Source organism: Flavobacterium flabelliforme, assembly GCF_017948675.1.
GTDB classification, from domain to species: Bacteria; Bacteroidota; Bacteroidia; order Flavobacteriales; family Flavobacteriaceae; genus Flavobacterium; species Flavobacterium pygoscelis.
Map to the genome: position 1 here is coordinate 31878 of NZ_JAGFBU010000001.1, position 26186 is coordinate 58063.

Consider the following 26186-nt stretch of genomic DNA (forward strand, 5'->3'; position numbering starts at 1 on the left):
AACCTTTTTACTAAATTCTATTCTAACCTAGAAAAAACAATTTTGCAAGAAGAAAAGGAATTTATAGAACAATTATTAAATCTTAAAACGCAAAATCAAGCGTTTGAGAAGTTGATAGTGGATTCTCAAAGACCTCTTTACAATCATATCAGAAATATCGTTCTCAATCACGATGACGCTGATGATGTTTTGCAGAATACTTTTGTGAAAATTTTTCAAAATTTAAAAAATTTCAAAGGAGAAAGTAAACTCTTCTCTTGGATGTATCGCATTGCTACTAATGAAGCATTAAATTTTTTAAAGCAAAAATCAAAAAGAAATGAAATTCCTTCTGAAGCGGTTCAAAATAAAGCTATAGAAAATCTTGAAGCAGATATTTATTTTGATGGAAATGAAATACAATTAAAATTACAAAAAGCAATAGCGTTATTACCTGAAAAGCAACAGTTGGTTTTTAAAATGAAATATTTTGAAGAACTTAAATATGAAGCTATTTCCGAAATTTTAGGCACATCAGTAGGCGGTTTAAAAGCTTCTTATCACATTGCAGTAAAAAAAATTGAAGCATTTATCAATAGAAATTAAACCTTTTTAAAATAAGAGTGTCTTATAAGCATATGAAAACATTTAAATTAGAAAACGAGACTAAAATAGAATCTGGATTTAAAACACCAGATAATTATTTTGATAATTTCTCCGCTAAAATGATGGAGAGGTTACCTATGAATGAACCTAAAGTGATTTCAATATTTCAAAAAAGAAAGAATTTATTTCTCCTGATAGCAGCAATTTTAGTGCTTGCACTTCTAGTTCCAACTTTATATAATTATTCTACTACGCAAAAATCAAATATGGATGCAGCTGCATTAGAAAATTACATTACCTATCAAACGAATGTAAATCAATATGATTTAATTAATGTATTGGAAACAGAAGATATTAATAACATAAAAATAAGTATGGTTATTGAAGACAAGGCCATAGAAGATGTGTTATCATTAAATTCAAATTTAGAAAATCTTATTCTAGAATAACCACTAACCGTGATTTAAGTTACAATTAAAAAAAATAAAAAAAATGAACATTAGAAAACTATTATCAATTTTACTAGTACTAGTTTCTGTCTCCTTTTATGCTCAAAACGAAAGCATGAAAGAAAAAAAAGAAAAAATAAAAGTTCTAAAAGTTGCTTTTTTCACGACAGAATTAGATTTGACCAACGCTGAAGCTGAAAAATTTTGGCCATTATACAACACTTATGATGACAATCAATTTGAGTTAAGACATCAAAAAATGAGAGCTTTTATGAAAAGAATGAATGATGGTTCTCTTGACAAATTATCGGAAAAAGAAGCGAGTAATTTTTTAAGTCAAATTGAGGACACCGAAGAAGAATTGTTTGCACTTCGAAAAAAATTCACTCAAAATGTAAAAGCAGTCCTACCCGCTACAAAAATTATAAAGCTTAGAAAAGCTGAAGAGGATTTCAATAGAAAATTGCTACAACAATATCGCAATAAAAGTGTACAAAAATAACCTCTTATTTTTTTTTATTAATTCATAAAAAACCTAAAAAGTATAACTATTTTTACTTTTTAGGTTTTTTTATTCAAAGCGCATACGAACCATTTTATTTTGTCCAGCAGCAATAGCAGTATTTTTATTTATAAAACGTATGGTATTAAAACTCTTATCTGTACTTAATTGACTCCATGAAGTTCCACTATTTGAAGAATAATACACTCCTGAAGTGCCAACTGTTACAAGAGATTTGCCTTTTGTATTAGTCACAAACTGAACACAAGATGCATAACCAAAACCTTCCTTTTCCGCAACAAGATTCCATGATTTACCTCCATTTATTGTAAGTGCTTTGTTAGAAAAATTCTGTTTTAAATCATCATAATTACCACCGGCAACAAATCCGATATTCGAATCATAAAAATCAGCTGTAAATATTCCTGTCATAGCTTTTCCTTGAACAATCGGTGTTTCATAAACCATCCATTTAACACCGCGATCTGGAGAGTAAAAAACTCTAGATTTTTTGCCACCAGAAACGATCCATGTATCATTTCCTTTTATAACAATATTAGTATTACTTGCTGCAAAAGCGGCTTCCCCTTCTTCTACCTTTGGTAATTCATCACATGGGATTTTTGACCATGATTTTCCACCATCTTTAGTTATAATTATATTCAAACAATTATTTATTGGATCGCCCATAGCAATTCCTTGGTTGTTGTCCCAAAACTGCATACTATCAAAAAAAACCTTCTCATGGTTTTCTTGATAAACTAATTTTTCAGTAGCGTCATGTTTAGAAATTTGATAGAGTAATGCTGGATTTGAAACGCTTAAAACAAAAACATGATTTGCTGTTTGCGCTATACTTCTAAATTCTAGTTTTAAAGAATCTTTGGTGATTAGATTCTCTTTTTTTTGTTTGTTATTCAAATCAAAAAAACCATATCTCCCTTTATCAGCAGCATACCAAATTTTATTTTGGTCAATTTGTATGGCTCTAATACTTATTTTATCTTGAAATAAAGTATCAATCTTTACTGATTTAAAGTGTTCTTGACTTAAAGTATTTGCTTGTTTTATGTTACATGATACAAAGAAAATCAAGACAAGTAGAAATAGTATAGAATTTTTCATAACTAATAAATTTTGCGACAATTTACAACTATTTGAACAAATACAATCTTACTCTAAATTTTATTGGCATAGTAATTGGATTGTAAAAAAAAAGGAACATTTAATCCCATAAATTATGAAAACGAAATTACTATTATTGAGTCTTTTGACTACTGTTTTCGCAACACAAATTCAGGCGCAAAAAAGAACATCGGTAAACGCTAAGAATTCAGAAATAAGTGATAATCTTGATTTGAGAGCAGTTGCGTCTATTTTTGGTGATTCTAGAGACCTTCAAGATTTTGAAAGACGCCTTAACGATCCTGAGCTTCAAATTTCAAATTTAGATTTAAATAATGATGATGAAGTAGATTACTTAAGAGTTATTGAAACAGTTGAAAACAGAACGCACTTAGTTATTATCCAATCTGTACTTGATCAAGATGTTTATCAAGATGTAGCTACTATAGATGTAGAAAAAGATAGAGATAATAAAATTCATGTTCAAGTTGTGGGTGATGTGTTCATGTATGGAGACAATTACATATACGAACCCGTTTATTATACACCTCCAATAATTTACGCCTCATTTTGGTCGACCAATTATCGCCCTTATTATTCTACTTGGAACTGGAATTATTATCCTTCTTATTATTATGCTTGGAATCCTTTTCCAGTGTTTCGATATAGAAATAATATCAATATTAGTATCAATATCAATAATAATTACAATTATGTAAATCACAGAAGAAATGATCGCACCGTGGTTTTCTATAATTCAAGACGATCGAATGGTTATGAGAGACAAAATCCAAATTATTCTTTTTCTAGAAGAAATGTAAATGTTGTAAATCGTTACGAACTTGATCAAAGACGAGGATCTAGAAATGACGTAAGTTATGCTAGTAGAAGAGGTAATTCTTCTAGAGAAAACAGCCTACAAAGAGGTAATTCTTCTAGAGATTATTCTCAAAATAGAACAAGTGCTTCTACAGAAGCAAGTCCTCAAAGAGGTAATTCTTCTAGAGATTATTCTCAAAACAGAACTAGCCCTTCTACAGAAGCAAGTCCTCAAAGAGGTAATTCTTCTAGAGATTATTCTCAAAACAGAACAACTCCTTCTACAGAAGCAAGTCCTCAAAGAGGTAATTCTTCTAGAGATTATTCTCAGAACAGAACAACTCCTTCTACAGAAGCAAGTCCTCAAAGAGGTAATTCTTCTAGAGATTATTCTCAGAACAGAACTAGCCCTTCTACAGAAGCAAGTCCTCAAAGAGGTAATTCATCTAGAGATTATTCTCAAAACAGAATGAGTCCTTCTACAGAAACAAGTCCTCAAAGAGGTAATTCTTCTAGAGATTATTCTCAAAACAGAACTAGCCCTTCTACAGAAGCAAGTCCTCAAAGAGGTAATTCATCTAGAGATTATTCTCAAAACAGAATGAGTCCTTCTACAGAAGCAAGTCCTCAAAGAGGTAATTCATCTAGAGATTATTCTCAGAACAGAATGAGTCCGGCTCGAGAGTCTACTCCTGAGAGAGCGCAATCACAAAATAGAGGAAGCGGAGCAAGTGAATCGGCACCTCAAAGAGGTGAATCACAAAGAGGTAATTCCTCTCCTAGAAATAATAATAGACGAATTTAAATAAACTCTTTTAAAGAAATTAAGACACGGTTTTTAGCCGTGTTTTTTTTATTGTATAAAAAGCTACAATTTACTTTAAAATTGTATTTTTGACTAGTTATTTAAAATCACTACATGAGCGCATCGCACAAAGACCTGCATAGTAAATTAACTTTAGGCGGTTTATTAATTTCTTTAGGAATAATTTATGGTGATATTGGAACCTCACCTTTGTACGTAATGAAAGCCATACTTGGCGATCACATTATAAATGCTGATGTTGTTTTAGGAGGAGTATCAGCAGTATTTTGGACTCTTACTTTGCAAACCACCATAAAGTATGTAATGATTACATTAAGTGCTGATAATCATGGTGAAGGTGGTATTTTTGCCTTATATGCTTTGGTAAAAAAAACAAAAATAAAATGGCTAATTGTCCCCGCAATTGTGGGAGGAAGTGCACTTCTAGCCGATGGAATTATCACACCACCAATTTCTGTATCCTCCGCTGTAGAAGGAATTAGAAAATTTTATCCAGAAATAAATACAATTCCAATCGTTATTGGTATTTTATTCGTGCTTTTTGCTATCCAACAATTTGGTTCAAAATTAGTAGGTAAATTTTTTGCTCCGATGATGATGGTTTGGTTCGCCATGCTTGCAGTATTAGGAATATCACAAATAGGACAAAACCTTACTGTTCTAAAAGCGATAAATCCGTATTACGCGTACCATTTACTCTCTATTCATCCGGAAGGTTTCTTTGTTTTAGGATTTGTATTTCTATGTACTACTGGTGCAGAAGCTTTGTACTCAGACATGGGACATTGCGGACGCAAAAACATTAGAATAAGTTGGGTATTCGTAAAAACAACTTTAGTTCTAAATTATTTTGGACAAGCAGCTTATTTAATCGGTAAAGAAGGTGAAACACTACAAACCTTAGGAGGAAAGAATGGGAATCCTTTCTATCTTATCATGCCAGATTGGTTTCAGCCAATTGGTATTGTAGTAGCAACTCTAGCCGCTGTAATTGCATCACAAGCTTTGATTAGTGGTTCCTTTACTCTTATTAATGAAGCTATGAGATTAAACTTTTGGCCCAAAGTAAAAATAAAATATCCAACGGAATTGAAAGGACAGTTATACATACCTTCTATAAACTGGTTGTTATTTTTTGGATGTGTTGGAATCGTATTACACTTTGAGGAATCAAATAATATGGAGCATGCTTATGGTTTGGCAATTATATTATGTATGATAATGACAACCATTTTACTTAACTATTATTTGATAATGAAAAGAGTAAAATTATATCTAATTGTACCGCTTATCACAACTTATTTATTAATCGAATTTAGTTTCTTAGCCGCAAATATTACAAAATTTGCCGATGGTGGTTATGTTACACTAATCATAGCAGCGATATTAATTAGCATAATGACAACTTGGTATCTAGCTAAACAAATTAACAAAAGCTACACTAAACTTGTTAAAGTAGAAGATTACAAAAAAGTACTTGCTGAATTGAGTGCTGATTTATCAATTCCAAAATATGCAACCCACTTAGTTTATATGACTAATGCAGGTAGAACTGATGAAATAGAAGAAAAAGTAATGTACTCTATTTTACAAAAAAGACCCAAAAGAGCTGATATTTACTGGTTTGTTCATGTAAATATATTGTCAGAACCTTACAAAGCGGAATATAAAGTTACTGAAATCGCAAAAGATGATTTATATCGTGTCGACTTTAATCTTGGTTTTAGAGAACCTACCAAAATAAACTTAATGTTTAGAGAGGTCATTAAAGACATGGTTAAAAAAGGCGAAGTAGATATTACCAGTAGATATGAATCATTGAATAAAAATAATATTATTGGTGACTTTAAATTTGTACTTTCAGAAAAATTCCTTTCTAATGACAGTCGTTTAAGATGGCACGAAAAAATAATAATGAATTCCTATTTCCTACTTAAAAAATTAAGTTTGTCCGAGGAAAAAGCTTTTGGTTTAGATAGTAGTTCTGTTAAAATTGAAAAATTTCCTATGGTGCTTCATGCTCCTGAAAAAGTAGATTTAATTAGAATAAAATAATTTTATCATCCAAAAACATTAAAAACATTGTATTAATTACAGTGTTTTTTTTTGTTTAAAAATTAAAAAAATAAGAATCATTATTTAAAATATAACATTCAATCAATAAATAGTACCTTTGCACCTCAATTATTTAAAATGAGATTACACAGAAATTTAGTTTACACAACAATAGACGCATTAAACGCCATTTTTAATGAAGGGGAATATGCAGATAAAGTAGTAGCAAGATCCTTAAAAAAAGACAAACGTTGGGGAAGTTCAGATAGAAAGTTTGTTGCAGAAACCATCTACGAAATTGTACGTTGGAAGAGATTATACGCAGAAATTGCCGAAGTAAAAGAGCCGTTTGACAGAGATAATCTCTGGAGAATGTTTTCTGTTTGGGCTGTTTTAAGAGGTTATCCTATTCCGGATTGGCGTCAGCTTGAAGGAACTCCTGATCGAAAAATAAAAGGTCGCTTTGATGAACTTTCAAAAGTGAGAGCTTTGAAAGAATCTATTCCGGATTGGATGGATGAATTAGGGGTTAAAGAATTAGGCGAAAAAGTTTGGGCTACTGAAATTGCAGCTCAAAACCAACCTGCTAAAGTGATTTTAAGGGTAAATACACTTAAGACTACTAGAGAAGCACTTCGTGCTATTCTAATGGATTTAAACATTGAAACAGAAACCTTAAAAAATCAACCAGATGCTTTAGTTCTCAAAGAAAGAGCTAATGTATTTTTGACGGATGCTTTTAAACAAGGCTTCTTTGAGGTTCAAGATGCAAATTCACAATTAGTTGCTGCTTTCCTAGATGTAAAACCAGGAATGCGTGTGGTAGATACTTGTGCTGGTGCTGGTGGAAAAACGTTGCACATTGCCGCTTTAATGGAAAATAAAGGACAATTGATTGCTATGGATTTGTATGAAAGCAAATTGAAGCAATTAAAAATTAGAGCAAAAAGAGACGGCGCTTTTAATATCGAATACCGCATTATCGACTCTACAAAGATCATCAAAAAACTACATGAAAGAGCAGATCGTGTTCTTATTGATGCACCATGTAGTGGCCTAGGTGTTCTAAAAAGAAATCCTGATGCAAAATGGAAACTGAAACCAGAGTTTATCGATAATATTCGTAAAGTACAATCGGAAATTTTAGAAAGTTATTCTAAAATTGTAAAACCAGGTGGAAAATTAGTATATGCAACTTGTTCTGTTTTACCTTCTGAAAATCAAGATCAAGTGGCTCGTTTTCTTACAACTGATATTGGAAAACAATTTAAATTTATAAAAGATCAAAAAATCCTAGCTTCTGAGTCTGGTTTTGATGGTTTTTATATGGCATTGCTAGAAAGAAACGAACAGACAGTTTAAAATACTTATTAGTAAAATAAAAAAACTCCAATTTTCAAATTTGAAAATTGGAGTTTTTTTTTATCTTTAATCAACTTTAAAATGTTTTGATTTATTTTTTTTAATCATTCATTGAAATCAAAAACTCTTCATTATTTTTAGTTTTCTTGAAACGATCATTGATAAAATCCATTGCTTCCACAGGATTCATATCCGAAAGGTATTTTCTCATAATCCACATGCGTTGTAATGTTTTTGGATCCAATAACATATCATCACGTCTTGTACTGGAAGAAGTCAAATCGATAGCTGGGAAGATACGTTTATTAGCAATTTTTCTATCCAATTGCAATTCCATATTACCAGTTCCTTTAAATTCTTCAAAGATAACCTCATCCATTTTAGAACCCGTTTCTGTCAATGCAGTTGCAATAATACTCAACGAACCACCATTTTCTACATTACGAGCCGCTCCAAAGAATCGTTTTGGTTTTTGTAATGCATTCGCATCTACACCTCCACTTAATACTTTACCTGAAGCTGGTTGAACAGTATTATATGCTCTTGCCAAACGCGTAATAGAGTCTAAAAGAATTACTACATCGTGCCCACATTCTACTAAACGTTTTGCTTTTTCTAGTACGATATTGGCAATTTTAACATGCTCTTGTGGTTCTCTGTCAAAAGTAGAAGCAATTACTTCTCCACGAACCGAACGTTGCATATCAGTAACCTCTTCTGGTCTTTCATCGATCAATAAAACAATTAAATATACTTCTGGATGATTGGCTGCAATTGCATTTGCAATATCCTTAAGCAACATTGTTTTACCTGTTTTTGGTTGCGCCACAATCATTCCACGTTGTCCTTTACCTATTGGTGAAAACAAATCAATAATTCGCGTTGAAATAGTACTTTGTTTTTCAGCTAATTTGAATTTTTCCGATGGAAAAACAGGAGTCAAATGCTCGAAGGAAACTCGATCACGAACTACTTGAGGATCGTGTCCGTTTATTTTTAAAACACGCACTAATGGGAAAAATTTCTCTCCTTCTTTTGGTGGGCGAACCACACCTTTTACAGTATCTCCAGTTTTAAGACCAAATAATCTGATTTGAGAAGTTGATAAATAAATATCATCTGGCGAAGCTAAATAATTATAATCTGAAGATCTTAAGAAACCGTAACCATCAGGCATCATTTCTAGAACTCCTTCGCTTTCTATAATTCCGTCAAATTCAAAATCAGAAGCAGCAAAATTGCTTTTTTTGTTTTTAAAGTTGGGATTTTGGTTTTGATTTTGATTTCCGTTCCCGTTTGCAGTTCCATTTCCATTTTGATTTGGATTTGAATTTGAATTCTGTTTGTGCAATTGGTTTGGATTTATTTTTTTTACGGGAGTTGCAACTTCAGTTTTACTATCAATTGTAGTCTCTGCTGTAGCTTCAACAACAGTTTCTGATTCTTTTGAAGTTTCTTTTAATTCCTCCTTGTCCTTTTTCAAGGCAATTTTTTTCTCGTAAGCAGATTTATTAAATTTTATCGCTTTTCCAGCCTTCTTCTCCTCTACTAAAGATTCTTTATTAAGAGATTCTTCTTTTTCTATTGTATCTACTTGGATAGTAGCATTATTTTCAAGAGCAACCTCTTTTTCTGTTACAATAGGCTCCGCTTCAAAAAGAGAATTTACTTTATTCTTTTGAATAGCAACTTTTTTTACGGGTAGAATTCGAACTCTTTTAGTTTTATCCTCTTCCAGATTACTTTCTGTCTTTGTAGTAGTAGATTCAACATGAGCTGCTTGATGCTCTAAAATATGACTAACTAAAGTCTCTTTTTTTACACCGTTAAATTTTATAGTTTTAGCCGCTTTAGCTATTTCTTGAAGCTCAGAAAGCTTCATTTCTTTTAATGCAGAAATATCAAACATGAATGTTCTATGAGTTTAATTAATTTTTTGAGGAATACTGTAAAAGATAGGTAGTAACTTTAAATTGAATCAACCGCAGTATGAAGTGCTTACGGTATTATGATGCAATAATACGAATAAATTTTTATCAGACAATAGTATTTTTAAAAAAGAAAATATATTTTTGTGAAACATATTTAGCAAATGATACAGAGAATTCAAACCATATATTTATTTCTTGCCTTTGTTGTTACGGGCATCTTATTATTTTTCATTCCGTTATGGACTATGAGCGATAATAAACCATACTATTTTATGCAAAGCCAAGTTTATACCATATTATTAGGATTAAGTACTACTTTGTCCTTAGTAAGTATAGTATATTATAAAAAAAGACAGAATCAATTTGTTATCGGCAGATTGAATATCTTATTAAATTTGATTTTATTAGGATTGTTTGTATATCGTTCACTAAACTTATCTGGAGAGACACCTGCTGTTTCTGAGAAAGGTATTGGGATGTTTCTACCTGTAGTTGCTGTCGTGTTATTAGTTTTAGCTAATAAGGCCATCAAAAAGGATGAAGATCTTGTAAAATCTGTGGACAGATTGAGGTAAACCTATAAACTTTAGTTTATTAGTGCGAAGGAAACCCGAATGTAACAATTCGGGTTTTTTTGTATCCAAAATCTAAATTTTCTAAACAAAAACAACAAAATGAGACGCTAACTACATATTTTTTTTAAATTTGGTGTGAATAATTACGCTATGTCAGAAAAAATACGAATCCACCTTGCTGATGACCATCAAATTCTTATGGATGGCATTAAAACTATATTGCACACCAACGCTGCATTTGAAGTTGTTGGCAGTTCTATAAACGGTAACAATTTATATGACGAAGTAGTTGAGAACAAAACAGATGTGCTAATTCTAGACATCAATATGCCCGGAAAAGACGGAATTGAGGTTATTAAAGAATTTGCAGAAAAAGGTTTTCCTTGTAAAATTATCGTTTTGTCGAGTCATGATGACTTAAGAATTGTCAAAGAAGTAATGAAACTAGGCAGTAGCGGTTATTTAACTAAAAAATGCGCCGGAGAAAACATTATAAAATCTATTCTTGCTGTTACTAATGGTGAAGAATATTTCTGTAAAGATGTTCGAGAGAAAATTTTTAGTAAAGTCACCAAAGGAAATCCAAAACTAGACAATCCAAAATTACCTTGTAACGATATTTTGACGGAAAGAGAACTGGAGATTATCATTCTTATATCATTAGAATTTAGCGGAAAAGAGATTAGCGACCAATTATTTATTAGTTGCAATACGGTAGAAACACATCGTAAAAATATCATGAAAAAATTAGACGCAAAGAACTCCATTAGTCTGGTAAAATACGCCATTAAAAATAAATTGATAAAACCCTAAAAGAGACTTTTACCCAAGCATGAATAAAATCCTAATTATAGGAAAAAGTCTTAAACATCAATTTTATACTATAACAATACTACTCTAAATAAACCAAAAACCTATTTAACCAATAGCTCAAAACAACTATTTATGCCGCTGAAACATCTTTTTATTGCATTATTTTTGGGATTCAATTTTTTCTCTTTTACCATTTTGGCTGCTAAAGACAAAAAAGTAGAAAATGATGCTGAGGCAATTATTAAAGAAGCTATTGATTTAATGAGAAATGGAAGCTATGAAAAATCTTTAATACGCTCTAGACTTGGTTTAAAACTAGCAATTTGTTCAAAAGACAATAACTTAATCGCTAGTGCTTACAATACAATCGCCGCCAATTTTGATCAATTGTCCGAATACGACAAAGCCTTTTACTATTATCACAAAGGCTTAACTTATGCTAATAAGACCAATAATGACATTTTAAAGAACTGGATAAATAACAACTTGGGTAATATTTATTGCTTTGATAAAAAGCAATATGAAAAAGGAATTTATTATTACAAAAAATCATTAGAATACAGTATCAAATCTAAAGATTCCTCTCGAATAGTGTTTACCAAAGTCAATTTGACATGGGCTTATTTTGATATTGATAAGTTTGAAGAAGGATTACCTTATCTCGAATACATCAATAAGCACCACAAGAAATATGGCGATTCGAGTACAGTTGTAGTCTTGAACATGCTAAACGGAATGTACTATAATTATAAAAATGACAAACCAAAAGCCAAGTACTACTTTGAGAATGCCATATTATTAGGAAATGAAGGAAATGAAAAGTCAGATTTATCCTATTCTCACCATGAATATTCAAAGTTTTTAGGTAAAAATGGTGATTATCAAAATGCGTACAAAAATTTAGCCATTTACAATACTCTTAACGAAGAACTGAATAGTGAAGAGAAAAAAAATAAAGCCAATGTGGCGGGTATAAATCTTCAAATTGACGAATTTAAAAGAGAAATAGACAAAATAGAAAACCGACTAAAAAGTAAAGAAAGTATATTATTGAATGAGCAATCCCGAAATAAAAAGATTTTCATTGTCTTGCTATCCATGTTACTATTGCTATTCTTCTTATTTTATTTTTACTCTCAAAACGTAAAATTAAAACACAAATACAAACTTAAGGATTTACGAAGTAAAGTGCAGGAAAACACGATTAATGCCACTATAAATGGACAACAATTAGAACGAAAAAAAATAGCTTCTTTTTTGCACGATAACATTAGCGCTTTACTTTCTTCAGCCGGAATGCATTTGTATGCGCATATTTCTCAAAGCGAATCACCCTCTCAAGAAATAATAAAAACAAAGACCATTATAGAGGAAGCACACGACCAAGTAAGAAATCTTTCTCATGAATTAATGCCTTCTGTATTAGCGCGATTTGGACTTTTTGATGCATTAGAAGATTTATGCGAAAAGAATTCTAATTCAATTCTTAATTTTAAATATTCAAGCTGTGTAGAAAGAAAAACACGTTATGATGAAGATTTTGAAATAAAAATCTACTTCATCATTATGGAACTCCTAAACAACATTATCAAACACAGCCAAGCAAATCAGGCCAAATTAAGTCTTAAGGAAGATAACGGCTCTTTGCAAATTGATATAATAGACAATGGGAAAGGTTTTGATTGCAAGAAATTCCATATTTTAGAAGGTTTTGGACTTAATCAGATTAGATCGCGCCTTACTAATCTCAAAGGAACTATGGATATTAATTCTAAAATAAATCTTGGAACTTCAATAAAAATCATAGTACCCATCACCTATCCCAAGAAAGCAATTAACCCTGTTTTTCTATCTCAATAATTTCTAAATCTTTGATGGCATCACCATCGATCACGAAACGCAACATGGTTCGCACTTGATGAAAACCGCTTTTACCAGCAGCACCAGGATTCATGTGTAAAAAGTTGTTTTTTTTATCATAAATCACTTTTAGAATGTGCGAATGACCACAAATAAATAATTTAGGAGGATTACTAGCAATTTCCTCTTTAATATTGGGATTATATTTTCCTGGATAACCACCAATATGAGTAATCCAGACATCTACTCCCTCACACATAAAACGATTGTGCAAAGGAAACTCAAGTCTAGCTTGTGCGTCATCAATATTGCCGAAAACAGCTCGTAATGGCTTTAGTTTTTTAATTGTATCAGTGACTGTCAACGCGCCGATATCACCTGCATGCCAAACCTCATCTGCTTGATTTACATATTTTAAAATCGTGTCATCAATATGACTATGCGTATCGGATAGAAGAAGAATTTTTTTCATTTTTTTAATCTCAATGCAAGTTAAATATTTTTATGGAGCTATTTCCAGCTTTTCGTTTCAATCTTTTTGTTCGCCGTAGCGAACAAAAAGGATTTCCTCTGCAATCTGGGCTAGGGAATCTTGCAAAATTAGACATTAGGATTCCAAATAAAAAATCCATTAGAAACTTAACAAACTTTGGCTATTGGTGACTTCGTAGCCAAAAAATTAATAAGTATCTTTGTAGCTTCAAAAAAATAGACTTGAGATATTTTATAAAATTAGCTTACAACGGAACCCGTTATCATGGTTGGCAATTACAACCTAACGCATCGTCAGTACAAGAAACAATGAATAACGCTGTTTCTACTTTATTAAATACTGAAATAAACTTGATGGGAGCTGGCCGAACAGATACTGGTGTTCACGCTAAGCAGATGTTTGCCCATTTTGATTATGATAAACAATTTGATATCCCGAGTCTGGTACACAAGCTAAATTCTTATTTACCAAAGGATATTACAGTTTATACGATCATTCCTGTTTCCGATCAAGCACACAGCCGTTTTGATGCGGTAAAAAGAACATACGAATACCATATAAACACATTCAAAGATCCTTTTTTACAGGAACAAAGTTGGTATTTTTACCAAAAATTAGATATTGATCTAATGAATGAAGCGGCAAAATTATTATTTAGTTATACTGATTTTCAATGTTTTTCTAAAGTAAATACAGACGTAAACACTTTTGATTGTACCATTTTTAAAGCCCATTGGACTTTAGGATCAACAAAAGAAGATTATGGAAAATTAATTTTTACGATTTCGGCCAATCGATTTTTGAGAAATATGGTACGCGCCATTGTGGGTACTTTGATTAATATTGGTCTGCACAAAATCACTTTAGAGGATTTTGAAAACATTATAAAAAGTAAAAGCAGAGACAAAGCTGGTTTTTCGGTTCCGGCACATGGCTTATATTTAACCGAAATAGAGTACGATTATATTACAAAATAGCCCTGATAGCAGTGAAAATCCTTTAGGGAATCGTTGCGAAACGAAACCCTAAAGATTGTAACGAATAGCAGGAAATAGCTCCTAAAAAAAATATGAAAGCAAAGGCATTTGATACCCGATTATTTAAAAGAATTTTAAAATATACAAAACCTTACCAATGGCGTTTTAATGGTGTAATTATTTTTGCCATTTCCCTTTCGGTGTTTGCAGCATTGCGTCCCTATTTGTTGAAACAAACTGTAGATGGTTATATCTCTAACCAAGATCAGCATGGTTTATTATTGTATGTTGTTTTGATGGGAATTGTACTTTTACTAGAAGTATTTTCGCAATTTTACTTTGTATTTTGGGCAAACTGGTTGGGTCAGGATATTGTAAAAGACATTCGTGTAAAACTATTTCAGCATATATTAAGTTTTCGAATGAAATATTTTGATCTTGTTCCAGTAGGACAATTAGTAACTCGTTCTGTTTCGGATATTGAGTCTATTGCTCGTATTTTTAGTCAAGGTTTATTTATGATAATAAGTGACCTTATGAAAATGGTCGTGGTTTTACTTTTTATGTTTTACATGAACTGGAAACTGACTTGGATAGTAATTGTTGCTATGCCAATACTTGTTTTCTTTACCCGAATATTTCAGAGAAAAATGCAAGTTGCTTTTGAGGAAGTTAGAAACCAAATTGCTAATATGAACTCTTTTGTACAAGAGCGTGTAACGGGAATGAAGATTGTACAACTCTTTAATCGTGAAAAAATTGAATCAGAAAAATTTAAAGAAATTAATGATAAACATAAAAAAGCTTGGATAAAAACAATTCTTTATAACTCTATCTTCTTCCCTATTGCAGATATTATTTCCTCCTTGACTTTAGGATTTATAGTTCTTTACGGAGGTTTTAAGATTTTAAACGGTGATACCTTTACCACCTTTGGAGATTTATTTTCGTACACGATGTTTATTGCAATGTTATTTAATCCTTTGCGACAAATTGCAGACAAATTCAATGAGATGCAATTGGGTATGATCGCAGCAAATCGTGTTTTTGATATTTTAGACACTGAAGATCAAATTCAAGATACTGGAGTTATAGAGGCACCTGTTTTTAACGGAGACATAACCTTTAAGAAAGTTCATTTTGGTTATATTCCTGATGAGGAAGTGATTAAAGGAATTGACCTAGAAGTAAGAGCTGGGCAAACTATTGCAATTGTAGGTTCTACGGGAGCAGGAAAATCTACTATTATTAATTTACTAAATCGTTTTTACGAAATTAATAGTGGTTCTATCTATGTTGATAATAACAATATCGAACAGTACACTTTAAGTTCGTTAAGAAAACAAATCGCCGTTGTGTTACAAGATATTTTTCTTTTTGCCGATACTATTTTTAATAATATCACATTAAATAATCCTGATATTACGCGCGATCAAGTTTTGGCAGCAGCCAAAAAAATTGGTGTTCACGATTTCATTATGAGTCTCCCTGATGGTTATGATTTTGACGTTAAAGAACGTGGCGTTATGCTGTCGTCTGGACAACGCCAGTTGATTGCTTTTTTGAGAGCGTATGTAAGTAATCCTAGTATTTTGATTTTAGATGAAGCAACCTCATCTATTGATACGTATTCTGAAGAGTTGATACAACGTGCCACTGAAACCATTACTAAAGGTAGAACTTCGATTGTTATTGCGCACCGTTTGGCAACTATAGTTAATGCAGACAAAATTGTGGTGATGGATAAAGGCCTAATTGTTGAGGAAGGTACACACCAAGAATTAATTAGTCGTGAAAAAGGGTATTATAAAAATTTGTATGATTCTCAATTTTCAGTGGCCAACTAACTTTTATTATTTGAGTATCGTGATATGAAATCTAACCCTAAACTATTTGAAATTTAAATTAAAATATACCACTACTAGACGCGCCTTTTTGGTCTATGGCATCATATCTATACTTCTTGCCGGAATTTCAGTATTTGTGTTAAGTAACTTAATCACAAAAATTACTGAAAAGTCAAATGAAGAAATGGCACAACGTAACTTTATTAAAAAACAAGAACTAGTTTCTCAGGAGTTTTCTAAATTTCTAGAACCTCAAAGACAAATTAAGGAACTTTTAAAAATAAGTATTCCTAGAGAATTAGTTTCAAACATTGCCGTAGTAAGTGCTATTCAAGCTACTGATTCTTTAGTACTTCATAACTGGTTCAAGATAGACGATGGTAAAATTCATTTTGGAAAAGGAGAGAATGAAATAACCTATCAAAATAACATCAATCGTTTTGTAGCTAAAAATAAAGATTTAACGCAAAATAGTAGCATAATTAAAGAAGGAAATCAATGGGTTTGGCGTTGTTTTTTTAAACTTGAATCTACCAATAAAACGATCGTTAGATATGGCTATGATATTAATTTAAAAGCCTTACATAACTATTTTTCAACAGTAGATGAAAAGGCTCCAAATTATATTTTTGTGTTTGATCAAAATGGAATCTGTATTTTTCATCCAGATATTTTATTTATTGGCCAAAATATTTTTAAAATTTCCAATTTAAAACCCTCTGATACTTTATTCAATAAAGACAAAAATTTCATTAAGAGAATCTCTCTTTCAGAGTATTTAAAACTGGATGTTATTCGTTTTACAAAAAAGCTTGATGTACAAGGATCAGACTGGTATATTAGCGTGAATTTCCCAAAAGTTTTTGCTGATGAGAATGTCAATTTGGTAAAAAAATATGCAACCTTAATCTATTTGGTTACCACAGCAATGCTTCTTTTTATCTTTTATTTATTTGCTAGAGCAAACCGAAGGTCTTACTTAGAGAAAGCACAGCTTACCAAAGAAAAAAACTCATTATTTTTAGAAAACGAAAAAATAATTAAGGAAAAAGCATTGATTCAATTGCGACAACTTAAGGAGCAAATTAATCCTCATTTTTTATTTAATTCGCTAAATTCACTTTATATGTTAATTGATAGTGATGGGAAAATTGCTAAAAAGTTTACATTAAATTTATCACGAATTTACCGTTATTTAATAGATCCTCCTGAGGGAAATATTGTCTCCCTAAACCAGGAACTATTATTTATTGAAAAATATATTTTCTTGCAGCAAACCCGTTTTAATGATGAATTAATTTTTACCATAAAAATTGAGGATGAATCTGCATTAAGCAAGAGTTTGCCCTATTTATCTTTTCAAATTCTGGTAGAAAATGCTATAAAGCATAATTTAGCCACACACGATAAACCTTTGCATACTCAAATAATAGTAGAGAAAAATAAAGTTATTGTGATAAATAATTTGCAAAAAAAGCCAAATACGGAGCCAAGTACCAAGTTTGGTCTCAATTACTTGAGAAGTATTTATGATTATTATTCTAAAAATGATTTTGAAGTATCAGAAAAAGAAGAAACTTTTACCTGTATTCTACCTCTTATTGACATCCACTCCTAAAAAAAAGCCACTCACTCCCGTTTATTTTTTTAAAGCGTAAAAAATCAATAGTTTTCGCCGAAAATTAACCTAAACTTAACATTCAAATGAGGGAAAAGGCTTTGTTGCAAAACTATAAAACAATCTACATTTTATTTTTATTCTTATTGCTTTCTGTTTCCAGTTATTCGCAAAAGAAAAATAAAAAAGCAAACAATACCGAAATAGCAAAAGATAGTACAGCCTCCAAAAAAGGTAAAAAGTACAACGATTTGATCAAAGATGGTACAGTAAAAAAAGGATTATTCAATATCATTGAGGTAAAAACAGATCTGTATTTTGAAATTCAAGACAGTTTGTTTAACCGAGAATTTCTGGTTGTAAATAAACTATCACAAGTTCCTTTTCAGGTTAATGATGCGGGTTTAAATAAAGGAATGAACTATGAAAACAAAATAATCAGTTTTTATAAAGATGCAGTAGCCAAAAAAGTTTGGGTAAAATCATACGTCCCTAAAGTTTCATCTCCAAAAGAGGATGCCATAACGACTTCTGTAGCCAATAATTTCTCTGAGTCTATTATTGAGTTTTTTGATATTGAAACCAAAAATAACGACTCTACTTCGGTTGTAATTAAAGTCAATAAAATTTTTGATGGCAAACAAAAAAGTTTTAATGATGTGTTGAGTAATATTGGATTTGGAGGTTCTGTAAAATCCGACTTATCCTATATTGAAGGCGCAAAATCATTCCCAAAAAACATTGTAGTCAAATCGCAATTAACCACCTCGGTATCCGAAGGTGGTCCCTCATTATCAGTAACACTTGGTGTCACTAGTAATATTATTCTTCTTGACAAAGTGCCTATGAAACCACGTTTTTCTGATAATCGAATTGGTTATTTTACAGAAAAACATTGGTATTTTAATGATGCGCAACATGCCATGATGGAAAAAGAACTAATTACCCGCTGGCGATTAGAACCTAAAAAAGAAGATCAAGAAAAATACCTTAGAGGGGAATTAGTTGAGCCATTAAAACCTATCGTATATTATATTGATCCCTCTACACCAAAACAGTGGAGACAATATATCATAGACGGAGTTCATGATTGGCAAATTGCTTTTGAAAGAGCTGGATTTAAAAATGCTATAATTGCCAAAGAACCTACAGAAGCTGATTTAGATTTTGATATTGATGATGTAAGATATTCTGTAATAACATATGCTGCCTCTCAAAAAGCAAATGCCATGGGACCCTCTGTGGTAGATCCTAGAAGTGGAGAAATTATCGAAGCTGATATTATCTGGTGGCATAATGTGATGACTTCTTTACACAGCTGGATGCGCATTCAAACTGGAGCTATAGATCCAAAAGCAAGAGGCAATAAGTTTAGTGATGAGCACATGGGTGAAGCGATTCGTTTTGTATCTTCTCATGAAGTTGGACATACTTTTGGGTTAAAACACAATATGGGTTCTTCTTTTGCATACGATGTTGAGTCGTTACGATCTAAAGATTTTACAGAAAAAATGGGCGGAACTGCACCTTCAATTATGGATTATGCACGTTATAATTATGTGGCACAACCTGAAGATAATGTAACTGCTATCACTCCTAAAATTGGGGAATATGACAAATACGCCATAGATTGGGGATACAGATGGTATCCTGAAGAAGAGAACGAAACCAATAAACTGAATGCATTGATTAGCAAACATCAAAACGATCCTATTTATTTTTATGGTGAACAACAAGATGGTGCGTCAACAATTGATCCAAGATCACAATCTGAAGATTTAGGAAATGATGCTGTAAAGGCTAGTGAATATGGTCTTAAAAATCTAAAGCGTGTTGTAAATAACATTCTTGAATGGACTTATGAAAAGGATGATACGTATTACGAAACAGGAAAATTATATATTGGCACAATTGGCCAATGGCAATTATACAATCGTCATGTCTTAAATAATATTGGAGGTGTTTACCTTAATGCCACCGTTCATGGAGATAACAAACAAAGTTACATTCCAGTTGCTGCTCTTACTCAAAATAATGCCGCCGATTATTTAATCAAAAATGTTCTTACGATTCCAGAATGGTTATTTTTCAATCCAATTTTAGACAAAACAAATCCTTTAAAAGATTCTCCTGTTGGACCTTATGAATATACACCTTATACTTTATCGCGCGAATTACAGTATAGTATTTTATACGATCTATTTAGTGACGAACGTTTAATGAGAATGACTGAAAATGAATTATATCAAAGAAATGGAAGCAAAGAAAATATATTTACGGTGAATAATTTATTCAAAAAAGTTCATCAACACGTATTTGCTCCAACAATTCTAAACAAATCATTGTCGATTTTAGAACGCATGACGCAGAAAAATTATGTTGATGTTTTAATTGTATCTACAAATAAACTATTTGAAAAAACGGATGCCAAGAAAATAATAGATATTCAACAAACACTAGCCATGCCTAATTTGTGTAATCATCTTAATGAGAGTCAAATGGCTAGAAACATCAATCAATCTTCTTTGAAACGCGTTTCTGAAATCACTTCTGATAAAAAAGGAGAATTAAACAAAGTTCTTCAATTATTAGAAATGAAAAAGAATACCGGAAATCAATCTACCAAGAATCATTATTTAGATTTAATACAACGCATCAAAAAAGCATTAACAACTACTTTATAAACCACTAAAATGAAAAAATTAATACTCACTTTACTCCTCTTGTGCGCCATATCAGGATATGCACAAGAAACCAGAATTATCACTGGTAAAATAATTGACTCACAAGACAACCTTCCTATACCAGGGGTTTCAATTTATGCGGAGAATACCTCAGTATCTAATAGCACCAAACAAGAAGGTGTTATAGAAAGCGCAAGCATTGGAACGATTACTGATATGGATGGTAATTTTGAATTAAAAATTAATAAAGATATTACTTCTCTAAGAGTCAGTTATCTAGGTTATAAATCTTATACTTTGCAAATAACTGCTCAAAAAAATTACAATATAACTTTAACTTCAGATGTAAGTCAGTTGCAAGAAGTTATTATTACAGGATACCAAAAAATAGAAAAAAGAAAATTGACTGCTGCTGTTGCCAATGTAGCGATGGCAAATATTCAGCAGGCTGGTGTAGCAAGTATAGACCAACTATTAGTAGGACAAATTACAGGGGTTGCAGTTACTCCAGGAACTGGTGCTCCAGGTGCGGTTGCAAAAATAAGAATTAGAGGAACAGCCTCACTATCCGGTTCACAAGATCCTTTATGGGTACTGGATGGTTTACCTTTAGAGAGTAACGATGTGCCTAAAAATTATGACAAAGACAATATAGATCAATTAACAAATTACTCTATTGCAGGCCTAAATCCTGATGATATCAAAGATATCACTATCCTAAAAGATGCCGCTGCAACAGCTATTTATGGAGCGAGAGCTGCCAATGGTGTAATTGTAATTACAACAAAAAAAGGAAAAAAAGGGAACATGAAAGTCAATTTCAATACCGCCACTTTTATCACACAAAAGCCTGATTTCTCAAAATTAAATTTGATGAACAGTAATCAAAAGGTCGATTTTGAACTTGCAATGGCTAGTAGATCTGATTTGACATACAGAGATAATGGAGGAGAAATTGCCCGCATTTTAAATGGTTCAAATGAGTTAAATACGTTTAGAGCAGGTGGCTTTTCAGCTTTAAACCCTACTACGCAACAATCAATCAATAGCTTAAGAAATAACAACACGAATTGGGGTAATTTATTGTATCAAAATTCGGTAAACACCCAACACGGCTTAAGCCTTTCTGGAGGTGGAGAAAAATCAGATTACTATTTCTCTTTGGGAGTTTTTGATGAAGAGGGAGCGACCATTGGAACTGGTTTTAAAAGATATAATTTGACGTTAAAAAACAACTACGACCTTACTGATAAATTAAATGTTGGTATTGCTATGTTTGGTGCTCAAAGCAGCACAAAATCGTACATAACTGATACGGACGGATTCACAAATCCGGCAAATTATACACGCTCTGTAAATCCTTATCTAACACCACTAAAAGCAGATGGAAGTTATAACTATGACAAAGATATTACCGGTTACTCCGATCGATATGTTCCTTTTAATATTTTAGAAGAAAAAGAAAATAGTTCTTATGAATTAAAAAACAGAGCCTTCAAAGCAATTTTTGATTTAGATTACAAAATTATTAAAGATTTAAAAATAAGCTCTCAAATTGGTTTGCAGCTAGATAACACTTCAAGCGAGAAATTTGCCGATAAAGAAACTTATTTTACACGAAAAGAAAGAGAAAAAACTCGTAGATATAGTAACGGGAGCTACAACTATTTTCTTCCTAATGGTGGTATAATTCAAAATACAAATACTGATTTTTTTCAATACAACTGGAAAACAATGGTAAATTACTCTACTGTTTTTAATGAAAAGCATGAGGTAGATTTCATGGTAGGAAATGAGTTAAGAAGAAGTTACAGTACTGCTGTTGCAACTAAAGGTTTTGGATTTGATCCAAAAACATTAAATACAACACAAATTATATTTCCGAATGAAAGTTTAGCAAATGAAGAAGCTTACAAAACATACCGAAAAAACGAAAATGAAAATGCATATGCTTCTTTTTATGCAACTGCAGCTTATACTTATGATAGAAAATATACTGTTTTTGGTAGTGTACGTTATGACGGATCAGACTTGTTTGGAGTAGATCCTAAATATAAATATTTGCCACTTTGGGCTGCCTCTGGTTCGTGGTTAATATCACAAGAAGATTTCCTAAAAGACAACAGTACTATATCTAATTTGAGATTGCGTGCTTCCTACGGACTTCAAGGAAACATAGACAAAGGCACATCCCCTTATGTAGTTGGTGAATATAAAAATGCAACAATACTTCCTGGTCAGACTGAACCAACTATCACTATTACAAGTCCTCCAAACGATAAGTTGCGTTGGGAAAAAACAACAAATACCAACTTAGGACTAGATTTAGGATTGTTTAATAATCGTATTAGCTTTGTAACCGATGTTTATGGTAGAAAAAGTAGCGATTTAATTGGACTTCGTTCTCTTCCTTTAGAAAATGGTTTCGAATTTACAACACTAAACTGGGCACAAGTAACCAATAAAGGTTTTGAAATTGCTATTGCAATAAAAAACATTGATCTTCCCAACTTTAAATGGACCTCTAACATCAATTTTTCGCACAATAAGAGTAATGTAGATCGCTTAGAAGTGCGATCAAACAGTTACCTTCCGTCAAGAGAAGGTTATCCGGTAAATGCAGTTTTTGCTTTGAAAACGGCAGGAATTGACGAAAACGGATACCCATTATTTATCAACAAAAAAGGAGAAACTGTAAATACACAAACGCTATTTGAATTGTTTGATCCGTTTGCTGATTTTTTCCCTGGAGAACTTTCGCAATCTAAATTGACTGCTGAAGCAACTAGAGATTTATTTACGTATGCAGGAGATTTAGATCCTAAATTCATAGGTGGTTTTACCAATACTTTTAAAGTGCATGATTTTGATTTATCGGTTGCTACTACTTTCAACATCAAACAAACTGTCGTACAAACACCTCCTTACAACGGTACAACTGTTGATCGCAGTCACAATTACACAACTGACATCTTAAATGCTTGGTCTCCTACTAATACAGGATCAAAGTTACCAGCAATCAATAGTAAAGACTCTGGAACTGGAGATTCCTGGATGGCGTACAACTGGTATTCAAGCGCAAGTCCGTTGGATACTTACAAATTGTTAGACACATGGGTTAAAGAAATGAGCTATATGCGCTTAAGTAGTGTACGTTTGGGGTATACTTTACCTAAAAAAGCAAGCGAAAAAATATTTATAGAAAGCATTCGTTTTAGTGCCGAGGCTAGAAACTTATTCGTGATTAGTTCTGATTACAAAGGATATTTTGATCCAGAAACTTTCGGAAATATTTACGCTCAACCTATTCCAAAGTCATTCTCTTTAGGATGTAACATAACTTTTTAAACCAATTTAAGATGAAAAATATAACAAAATATATACTCTTGTTTATCACTGTGGTAGCTGTAACAAGTTGTGATAATTATTTAGACGTAAAACCAGTGGGAAAAGTTATTCCAGAAACTTTAAATGATTTTAGAGCCGTACTAACAAAAGGCTACGAAGTATATCCACAACACAAATCGTTAACTTCTTTGAGAGGCGATGAGTTAATGTTAAATGAGTATAGTGATGATTTAGTGTACTACAAAGACATCTACATCTGGAAAGATGCTAATCCTGATAGATTAACAACTGATTTCCAATACCAACAATTGTATAATGTGATTTTTTATTCGAATGTTGTAATCAATGAAGCAAGTAAAAAAGTTTCCGACTCACCGGAGAAAAACCAACTAATTGGCGAAGCTCATGCCCTTAGAGCAATGGCTTATTTTGATCTAATCAATTTGTTTGCAAAACCCTATAACCCTGCAACCGCCCCTACAGATAAAGGAGTTCCGTTAGCACTAAAAATAGATTTAGAACAAGCCTATGTTCCAGAAAGTGTGGCTGCCATTTACAACCAAATTCAATTAGACAAAGAGCAGGCAAAAAGCTTATTGAATATAGAAACACAAGTTAAGGGAATTAATTACCGTTTTTCAAAAGCGGCCTTATATGCATTTGAATCTCGTATTTATTTGTATCAAAAGGAATGGTCTAAAGCGCTGGAAGCTGTGAATAATGCATTGGCATATAAAAATGAATTAGTAAACCTGAACACCAAAAGTGTTTTGCCAAACAATTACGACACAGCCGAATCAATTCTAGCGCTTGAAGATACATTTATCAATAGTTTAAAAAGTGCTTCGTATGTTTCTGTAGATTTAATTGCAGCATTTAATAAGCAAACTGATTTGCGCTTTCCTATTTATTTTCTAGTAAACGGAAGCCGTTTCAAATTCAAAAAAGGCGGTGAGCTCAATCAAAAATCTTCTTTTAGAACGGCTGAATTGTATCTTACAAAAGCAGAAACTTTAAATGAAGTGAACAATTTGGCTGCAGCCAAAACTACGATACTAACTTTTATCGAAAAAAGATATACTGCAGCAGGTTTTGACCAACTGACCTTAGAAATCAATGCAATGGATAAAGTGGCTCTTTCTAATTTTATCTCTCAAGAAAGACAACGAGAGTTTACAGTAGAAGGCCATCGTTGGTTTGATTTAAGAAGAGCTTCTCAAAAACAAATTGTTCATATGCTCGATGGAACAAGCTATACATTAACTCAGAATGATCCTCGTTATACCCTACCCTTTCCGGCAAATGTGCGATTAAACAATCCTGATTTGTAAATAAGAAAAGTCCAGCTTTTATAGCTGGACTTTTTTTTTAACTTTACATAAAAAAGCAAATGAAAATTGCCATTGTTGAGGATGAACATCTTGCTTCGAGCTATCTAAAATCAATTTTAGAGCAGCAAGAAGTGATTGTCATAGATCAAATCACCATTTTAAAATCAGTAGAAGATGCAGTCACTTTCTTTACAGATAATAAAGTCGATCTAGCCTTCATGGATATTCATCTAGGAGACGGAAAAAGTCTTGAGATCTTTGAGAAAACGAATATTTCATGTCCTGTTATTTTTATTACCGCTTATGATTTGTATGCCATTAAAGTATTCAAACACTTTACCATTGATTACCTTTTAAAACCTTTCGAAGAGCAAGAATTACTAGAAGCCTTAGTAAAGTTTACCAAGATAAAAGAGCGTTTCAAAAGCGATTCCACCTTACAATCACTTTACGCCATTGCTAATCCTGAACAAAAAAAGATTCAGCATCACTTTTTAGTCAATCACGGATACAAACTTATTTCTATAAATGAAACTGATATTAGTTATTTTGTAGCTACTGGAAAACACCTATTTGTACATACTAATTCTGGCAATAGCTATTTATACAACAATACTATCAAAGATTTGATTCACAATTTAGATTCGGAACATTTTTTTAAGGTAAATAGAAAATATATCGTTCGACGAACCATTATCAGTGAAATAATCAAACATTCTAATCAAAAAATAGAATTAAAACTCACGGTCAAAGCAGTAGAGAACGATCCTATTATTCTTAGTAAAAAAGAAATAAATAATTTCAAAAAATGGCTTAATCACTAAGATTAATTTGTGCTTAGATTTCACTTACCTAAAAAAAAGGAATGCAACTCAATACTAAGTTCAATTTTAAAAATAAATCCTTAAATTCGCCATCTCAATTAATGAATAAAGTTCAATATAAAGTGAAATGCGCTGTTGCGAATTGCATTATTATAATTTAAA

19 protein-coding genes are annotated in these 26186 nt (G+C 31.9%); 16 read left to right on the top strand and 3 right to left on the bottom strand.

The features are described from left to right. Window positions 1–42: 42 nt before the first annotated feature. From J3S90_RS00155 to J3S90_RS00165, 3 genes are read left to right on the top strand one after another with little or no spacing between them, the layout of a single operon-like run. On the top strand, window positions 43–585 hold the full coding sequence (locus tag J3S90_RS00155) for an RNA polymerase sigma factor (protein ID WP_210643880.1): 543 nt from the start codon (window positions 43–45) through the stop codon (window positions 583–585). A gap of 32 nt (window positions 586–617) precedes the next feature. After that, on the top strand, window positions 618–1034 hold the full coding sequence (locus J3S90_RS00160) for a hypothetical protein (RefSeq protein WP_210643882.1): 417 nt from the start codon (window positions 618–620) through the stop codon (window positions 1032–1034). A 43-nt stretch (window positions 1035–1077) separates the two neighbouring features. Continuing rightward, a complete protein-coding gene (locus J3S90_RS00165) occupies window positions 1078–1536 on the top strand; it encodes a sensor of ECF-type sigma factor (protein ID WP_188049866.1) in 459 nt (152 codons plus the stop codon). 69 nt (window positions 1537–1605) lie between these two features. On the opposite strand, the gene J3S90_RS00170 is transcribed toward J3S90_RS00165, so the two are convergent. Further along, window positions 1606–2661: a WD40/YVTN/BNR-like repeat-containing protein gene (locus J3S90_RS00170; RefSeq protein ID WP_210643884.1), complete on the bottom strand. Its 1056-nt coding sequence runs from the start codon at window positions 2659–2661 to the stop codon at window positions 1606–1608. Window positions 2662–2776: 115 nt separating this feature from the next. On the opposite strand from J3S90_RS00170, the gene J3S90_RS00175 reads away from it, so the two are divergent. The 3 genes from J3S90_RS00175 (at window position 2777) to J3S90_RS00185 (ending at window position 7723) form a co-directional block, all read left to right on the top strand. Then, a complete protein-coding gene (locus J3S90_RS00175; RefSeq protein ID WP_210643886.1) occupies window positions 2777–4285 on the top strand; it encodes a hypothetical protein in 1509 nt (502 codons plus the stop codon). 114 nt (window positions 4286–4399) lie between these two features. After that, window positions 4400–6361 carry a KUP/HAK/KT family potassium transporter gene (locus J3S90_RS00180; protein WP_188049863.1) on the top strand — a complete coding sequence of 654 codons (1962 nt, stop codon included), beginning with the start codon at window positions 4400–4402 and terminating at the stop codon, window positions 6359–6361. 138 nt (window positions 6362–6499) lie between these two features. Continuing rightward, window positions 6500–7723, top strand: a complete 1224-nt coding sequence (locus J3S90_RS00185) for an RsmB/NOP family class I SAM-dependent RNA methyltransferase (protein WP_210643889.1) — start codon at window positions 6500–6502, stop codon at window positions 7721–7723. A gap of 100 nt (window positions 7724–7823) precedes the next feature. On the opposite strand, the gene rho is transcribed toward J3S90_RS00185, so the two are convergent. Further along, window positions 7824–9632, bottom strand: a complete 1809-nt coding sequence (rho, locus tag J3S90_RS00190; protein ID WP_210643891.1) for a transcription termination factor Rho — start codon at window positions 9630–9632, stop codon at window positions 7824–7826. Between the two features lie 183 nt (window positions 9633–9815). Between rho and J3S90_RS00195 the strand changes: the two genes are divergently transcribed. From J3S90_RS00195 to J3S90_RS00205, 3 genes are all read left to right on the top strand, one after another. After that, a complete protein-coding gene (locus J3S90_RS00195; RefSeq protein ID WP_188049860.1) occupies window positions 9816–10229 on the top strand; it encodes a DUF4293 family protein in 414 nt (137 codons plus the stop codon). Window positions 10230–10379: 150 nt separating this feature from the next. Then, window positions 10380–11042 (top strand): response regulator, encoded by a 663-nt coding sequence (locus J3S90_RS00200; protein ID WP_188049859.1) that lies wholly within the window; start codon window positions 10380–10382, stop codon window positions 11040–11042. A 132-nt stretch (window positions 11043–11174) separates the two neighbouring features. After that, window positions 11175–12902, top strand: coding sequence for a tetratricopeptide repeat-containing sensor histidine kinase (locus J3S90_RS00205; RefSeq protein WP_210643893.1), 1728 nt, complete (start codon window positions 11175–11177; stop codon window positions 12900–12902). Here the strand turns inward: J3S90_RS00205 and J3S90_RS00210 are convergent. Beyond that, window positions 12877–13374 carry a metallophosphoesterase family protein gene (locus J3S90_RS00210; protein ID WP_210643895.1) on the bottom strand — a complete coding sequence of 166 codons (498 nt, stop codon included), beginning with the start codon at window positions 13372–13374 and terminating at the stop codon, window positions 12877–12879. The genes J3S90_RS00205 and J3S90_RS00210 overlap by 26 nt on opposite strands. A gap of 242 nt (window positions 13375–13616) precedes the next feature. Between J3S90_RS00210 and truA the strand changes: the two genes are divergently transcribed. The 7 genes from truA (at window position 13617) to J3S90_RS00245 (ending at window position 26024) form a co-directional block, all read left to right on the top strand. Further along, on the top strand, window positions 13617–14372 hold the full coding sequence (gene truA / locus J3S90_RS00215) for a tRNA pseudouridine(38-40) synthase TruA (protein ID WP_210643897.1): 756 nt from the start codon (window positions 13617–13619) through the stop codon (window positions 14370–14372). A gap of 92 nt (window positions 14373–14464) precedes the next feature. Further along, window positions 14465–16219 (top strand): ABC transporter ATP-binding protein, encoded by a 1755-nt coding sequence (locus tag J3S90_RS00220; RefSeq protein ID WP_188049855.1) that lies wholly within the window; start codon window positions 14465–14467, stop codon window positions 16217–16219. A gap of 46 nt (window positions 16220–16265) precedes the next feature. Next, window positions 16266–17837: a sensor histidine kinase gene (locus J3S90_RS00225; RefSeq protein ID WP_210643899.1), complete on the top strand. Its 1572-nt coding sequence runs from the start codon at window positions 16266–16268 to the stop codon at window positions 17835–17837. Between the two features lie 86 nt (window positions 17838–17923). Next, on the top strand, window positions 17924–20521 hold the full coding sequence (locus tag J3S90_RS00230; RefSeq protein ID WP_210643901.1) for a zinc-dependent metalloprotease: 2598 nt from the start codon (window positions 17924–17926) through the stop codon (window positions 20519–20521). 9 nt (window positions 20522–20530) lie between these two features. Next, window positions 20531–23869: a SusC/RagA family TonB-linked outer membrane protein gene (locus tag J3S90_RS00235; RefSeq protein ID WP_210643903.1), complete on the top strand. Its 3339-nt coding sequence runs from the start codon at window positions 20531–20533 to the stop codon at window positions 23867–23869. Window positions 23870–23880: 11 nt separating this feature from the next. Beyond that, window positions 23881–25200, top strand: coding sequence for a RagB/SusD family nutrient uptake outer membrane protein (locus J3S90_RS00240; protein ID WP_210643905.1), 1320 nt, complete (start codon window positions 23881–23883; stop codon window positions 25198–25200). A 59-nt stretch (window positions 25201–25259) separates the two neighbouring features. Further along, window positions 25260–26024: a LytR/AlgR family response regulator transcription factor gene (locus J3S90_RS00245; protein ID WP_210643907.1), complete on the top strand. Its 765-nt coding sequence runs from the start codon at window positions 25260–25262 to the stop codon at window positions 26022–26024. Window positions 26025–26186: the final 162 nt, after the last annotated feature.

Bases quoted from the DNA above. Each gene is read 5' to 3' on its own strand.
- J3S90_RS00160 (WP_210643882.1), top strand. From the start codon at position 618: ATGAAAACATTTAAATTAGAAAACGAGACTAAAATAGAATCTGGATTT.
- J3S90_RS00165 (WP_188049866.1), top strand. From the start codon at position 1,078: ATGAACATTAGAAAACTATTATCAATTTTACTAGTACTAGTTTCTGTC.
- J3S90_RS00170 (WP_210643884.1), bottom strand. From the start codon at position 2,661: ATGAAAAATTCTATACTATTTCTACTTGTCTTGATTTTCTTTGTATCA.
- J3S90_RS00175 (WP_210643886.1), top strand. From the start codon at position 2,777: ATGAAAACGAAATTACTATTATTGAGTCTTTTGACTACTGTTTTCGCA.
- J3S90_RS00180 (WP_188049863.1), top strand. From the start codon at position 4,400: ATGAGCGCATCGCACAAAGACCTGCATAGTAAATTAACTTTAGGCGGT.
- J3S90_RS00185 (WP_210643889.1), top strand. From the start codon at position 6,500: ATGAGATTACACAGAAATTTAGTTTACACAACAATAGACGCATTAAAC.
- rho (WP_210643891.1), bottom strand. From the start codon at position 9,632: ATGTTTGATATTTCTGCATTAAAAGAAATGAAGCTTTCTGAGCTTCAA.
- J3S90_RS00195 (WP_188049860.1), top strand. From the start codon at position 9,816: ATGATACAGAGAATTCAAACCATATATTTATTTCTTGCCTTTGTTGTT.
- J3S90_RS00200 (WP_188049859.1), top strand. From the start codon at position 10,380: ATGTCAGAAAAAATACGAATCCACCTTGCTGATGACCATCAAATTCTT.
- J3S90_RS00205 (WP_210643893.1), top strand. From the start codon at position 11,175: ATGCCGCTGAAACATCTTTTTATTGCATTATTTTTGGGATTCAATTTT.
- J3S90_RS00210 (WP_210643895.1), bottom strand. From the start codon at position 13,374: ATGAAAAAAATTCTTCTTCTATCCGATACGCATAGTCATATTGATGAC.
- J3S90_RS00220 (WP_188049855.1), top strand. From the start codon at position 14,465: ATGAAAGCAAAGGCATTTGATACCCGATTATTTAAAAGAATTTTAAAA.
- J3S90_RS00230 (WP_210643901.1), top strand. From the start codon at position 17,924: ATGAGGGAAAAGGCTTTGTTGCAAAACTATAAAACAATCTACATTTTA.
- J3S90_RS00235 (WP_210643903.1), top strand. From the start codon at position 20,531: ATGAAAAAATTAATACTCACTTTACTCCTCTTGTGCGCCATATCAGGA.
- J3S90_RS00240 (WP_210643905.1), top strand. From the start codon at position 23,881: ATGAAAAATATAACAAAATATATACTCTTGTTTATCACTGTGGTAGCT.
- J3S90_RS00245 (WP_210643907.1), top strand. From the start codon at position 25,260: ATGAAAATTGCCATTGTTGAGGATGAACATCTTGCTTCGAGCTATCTA.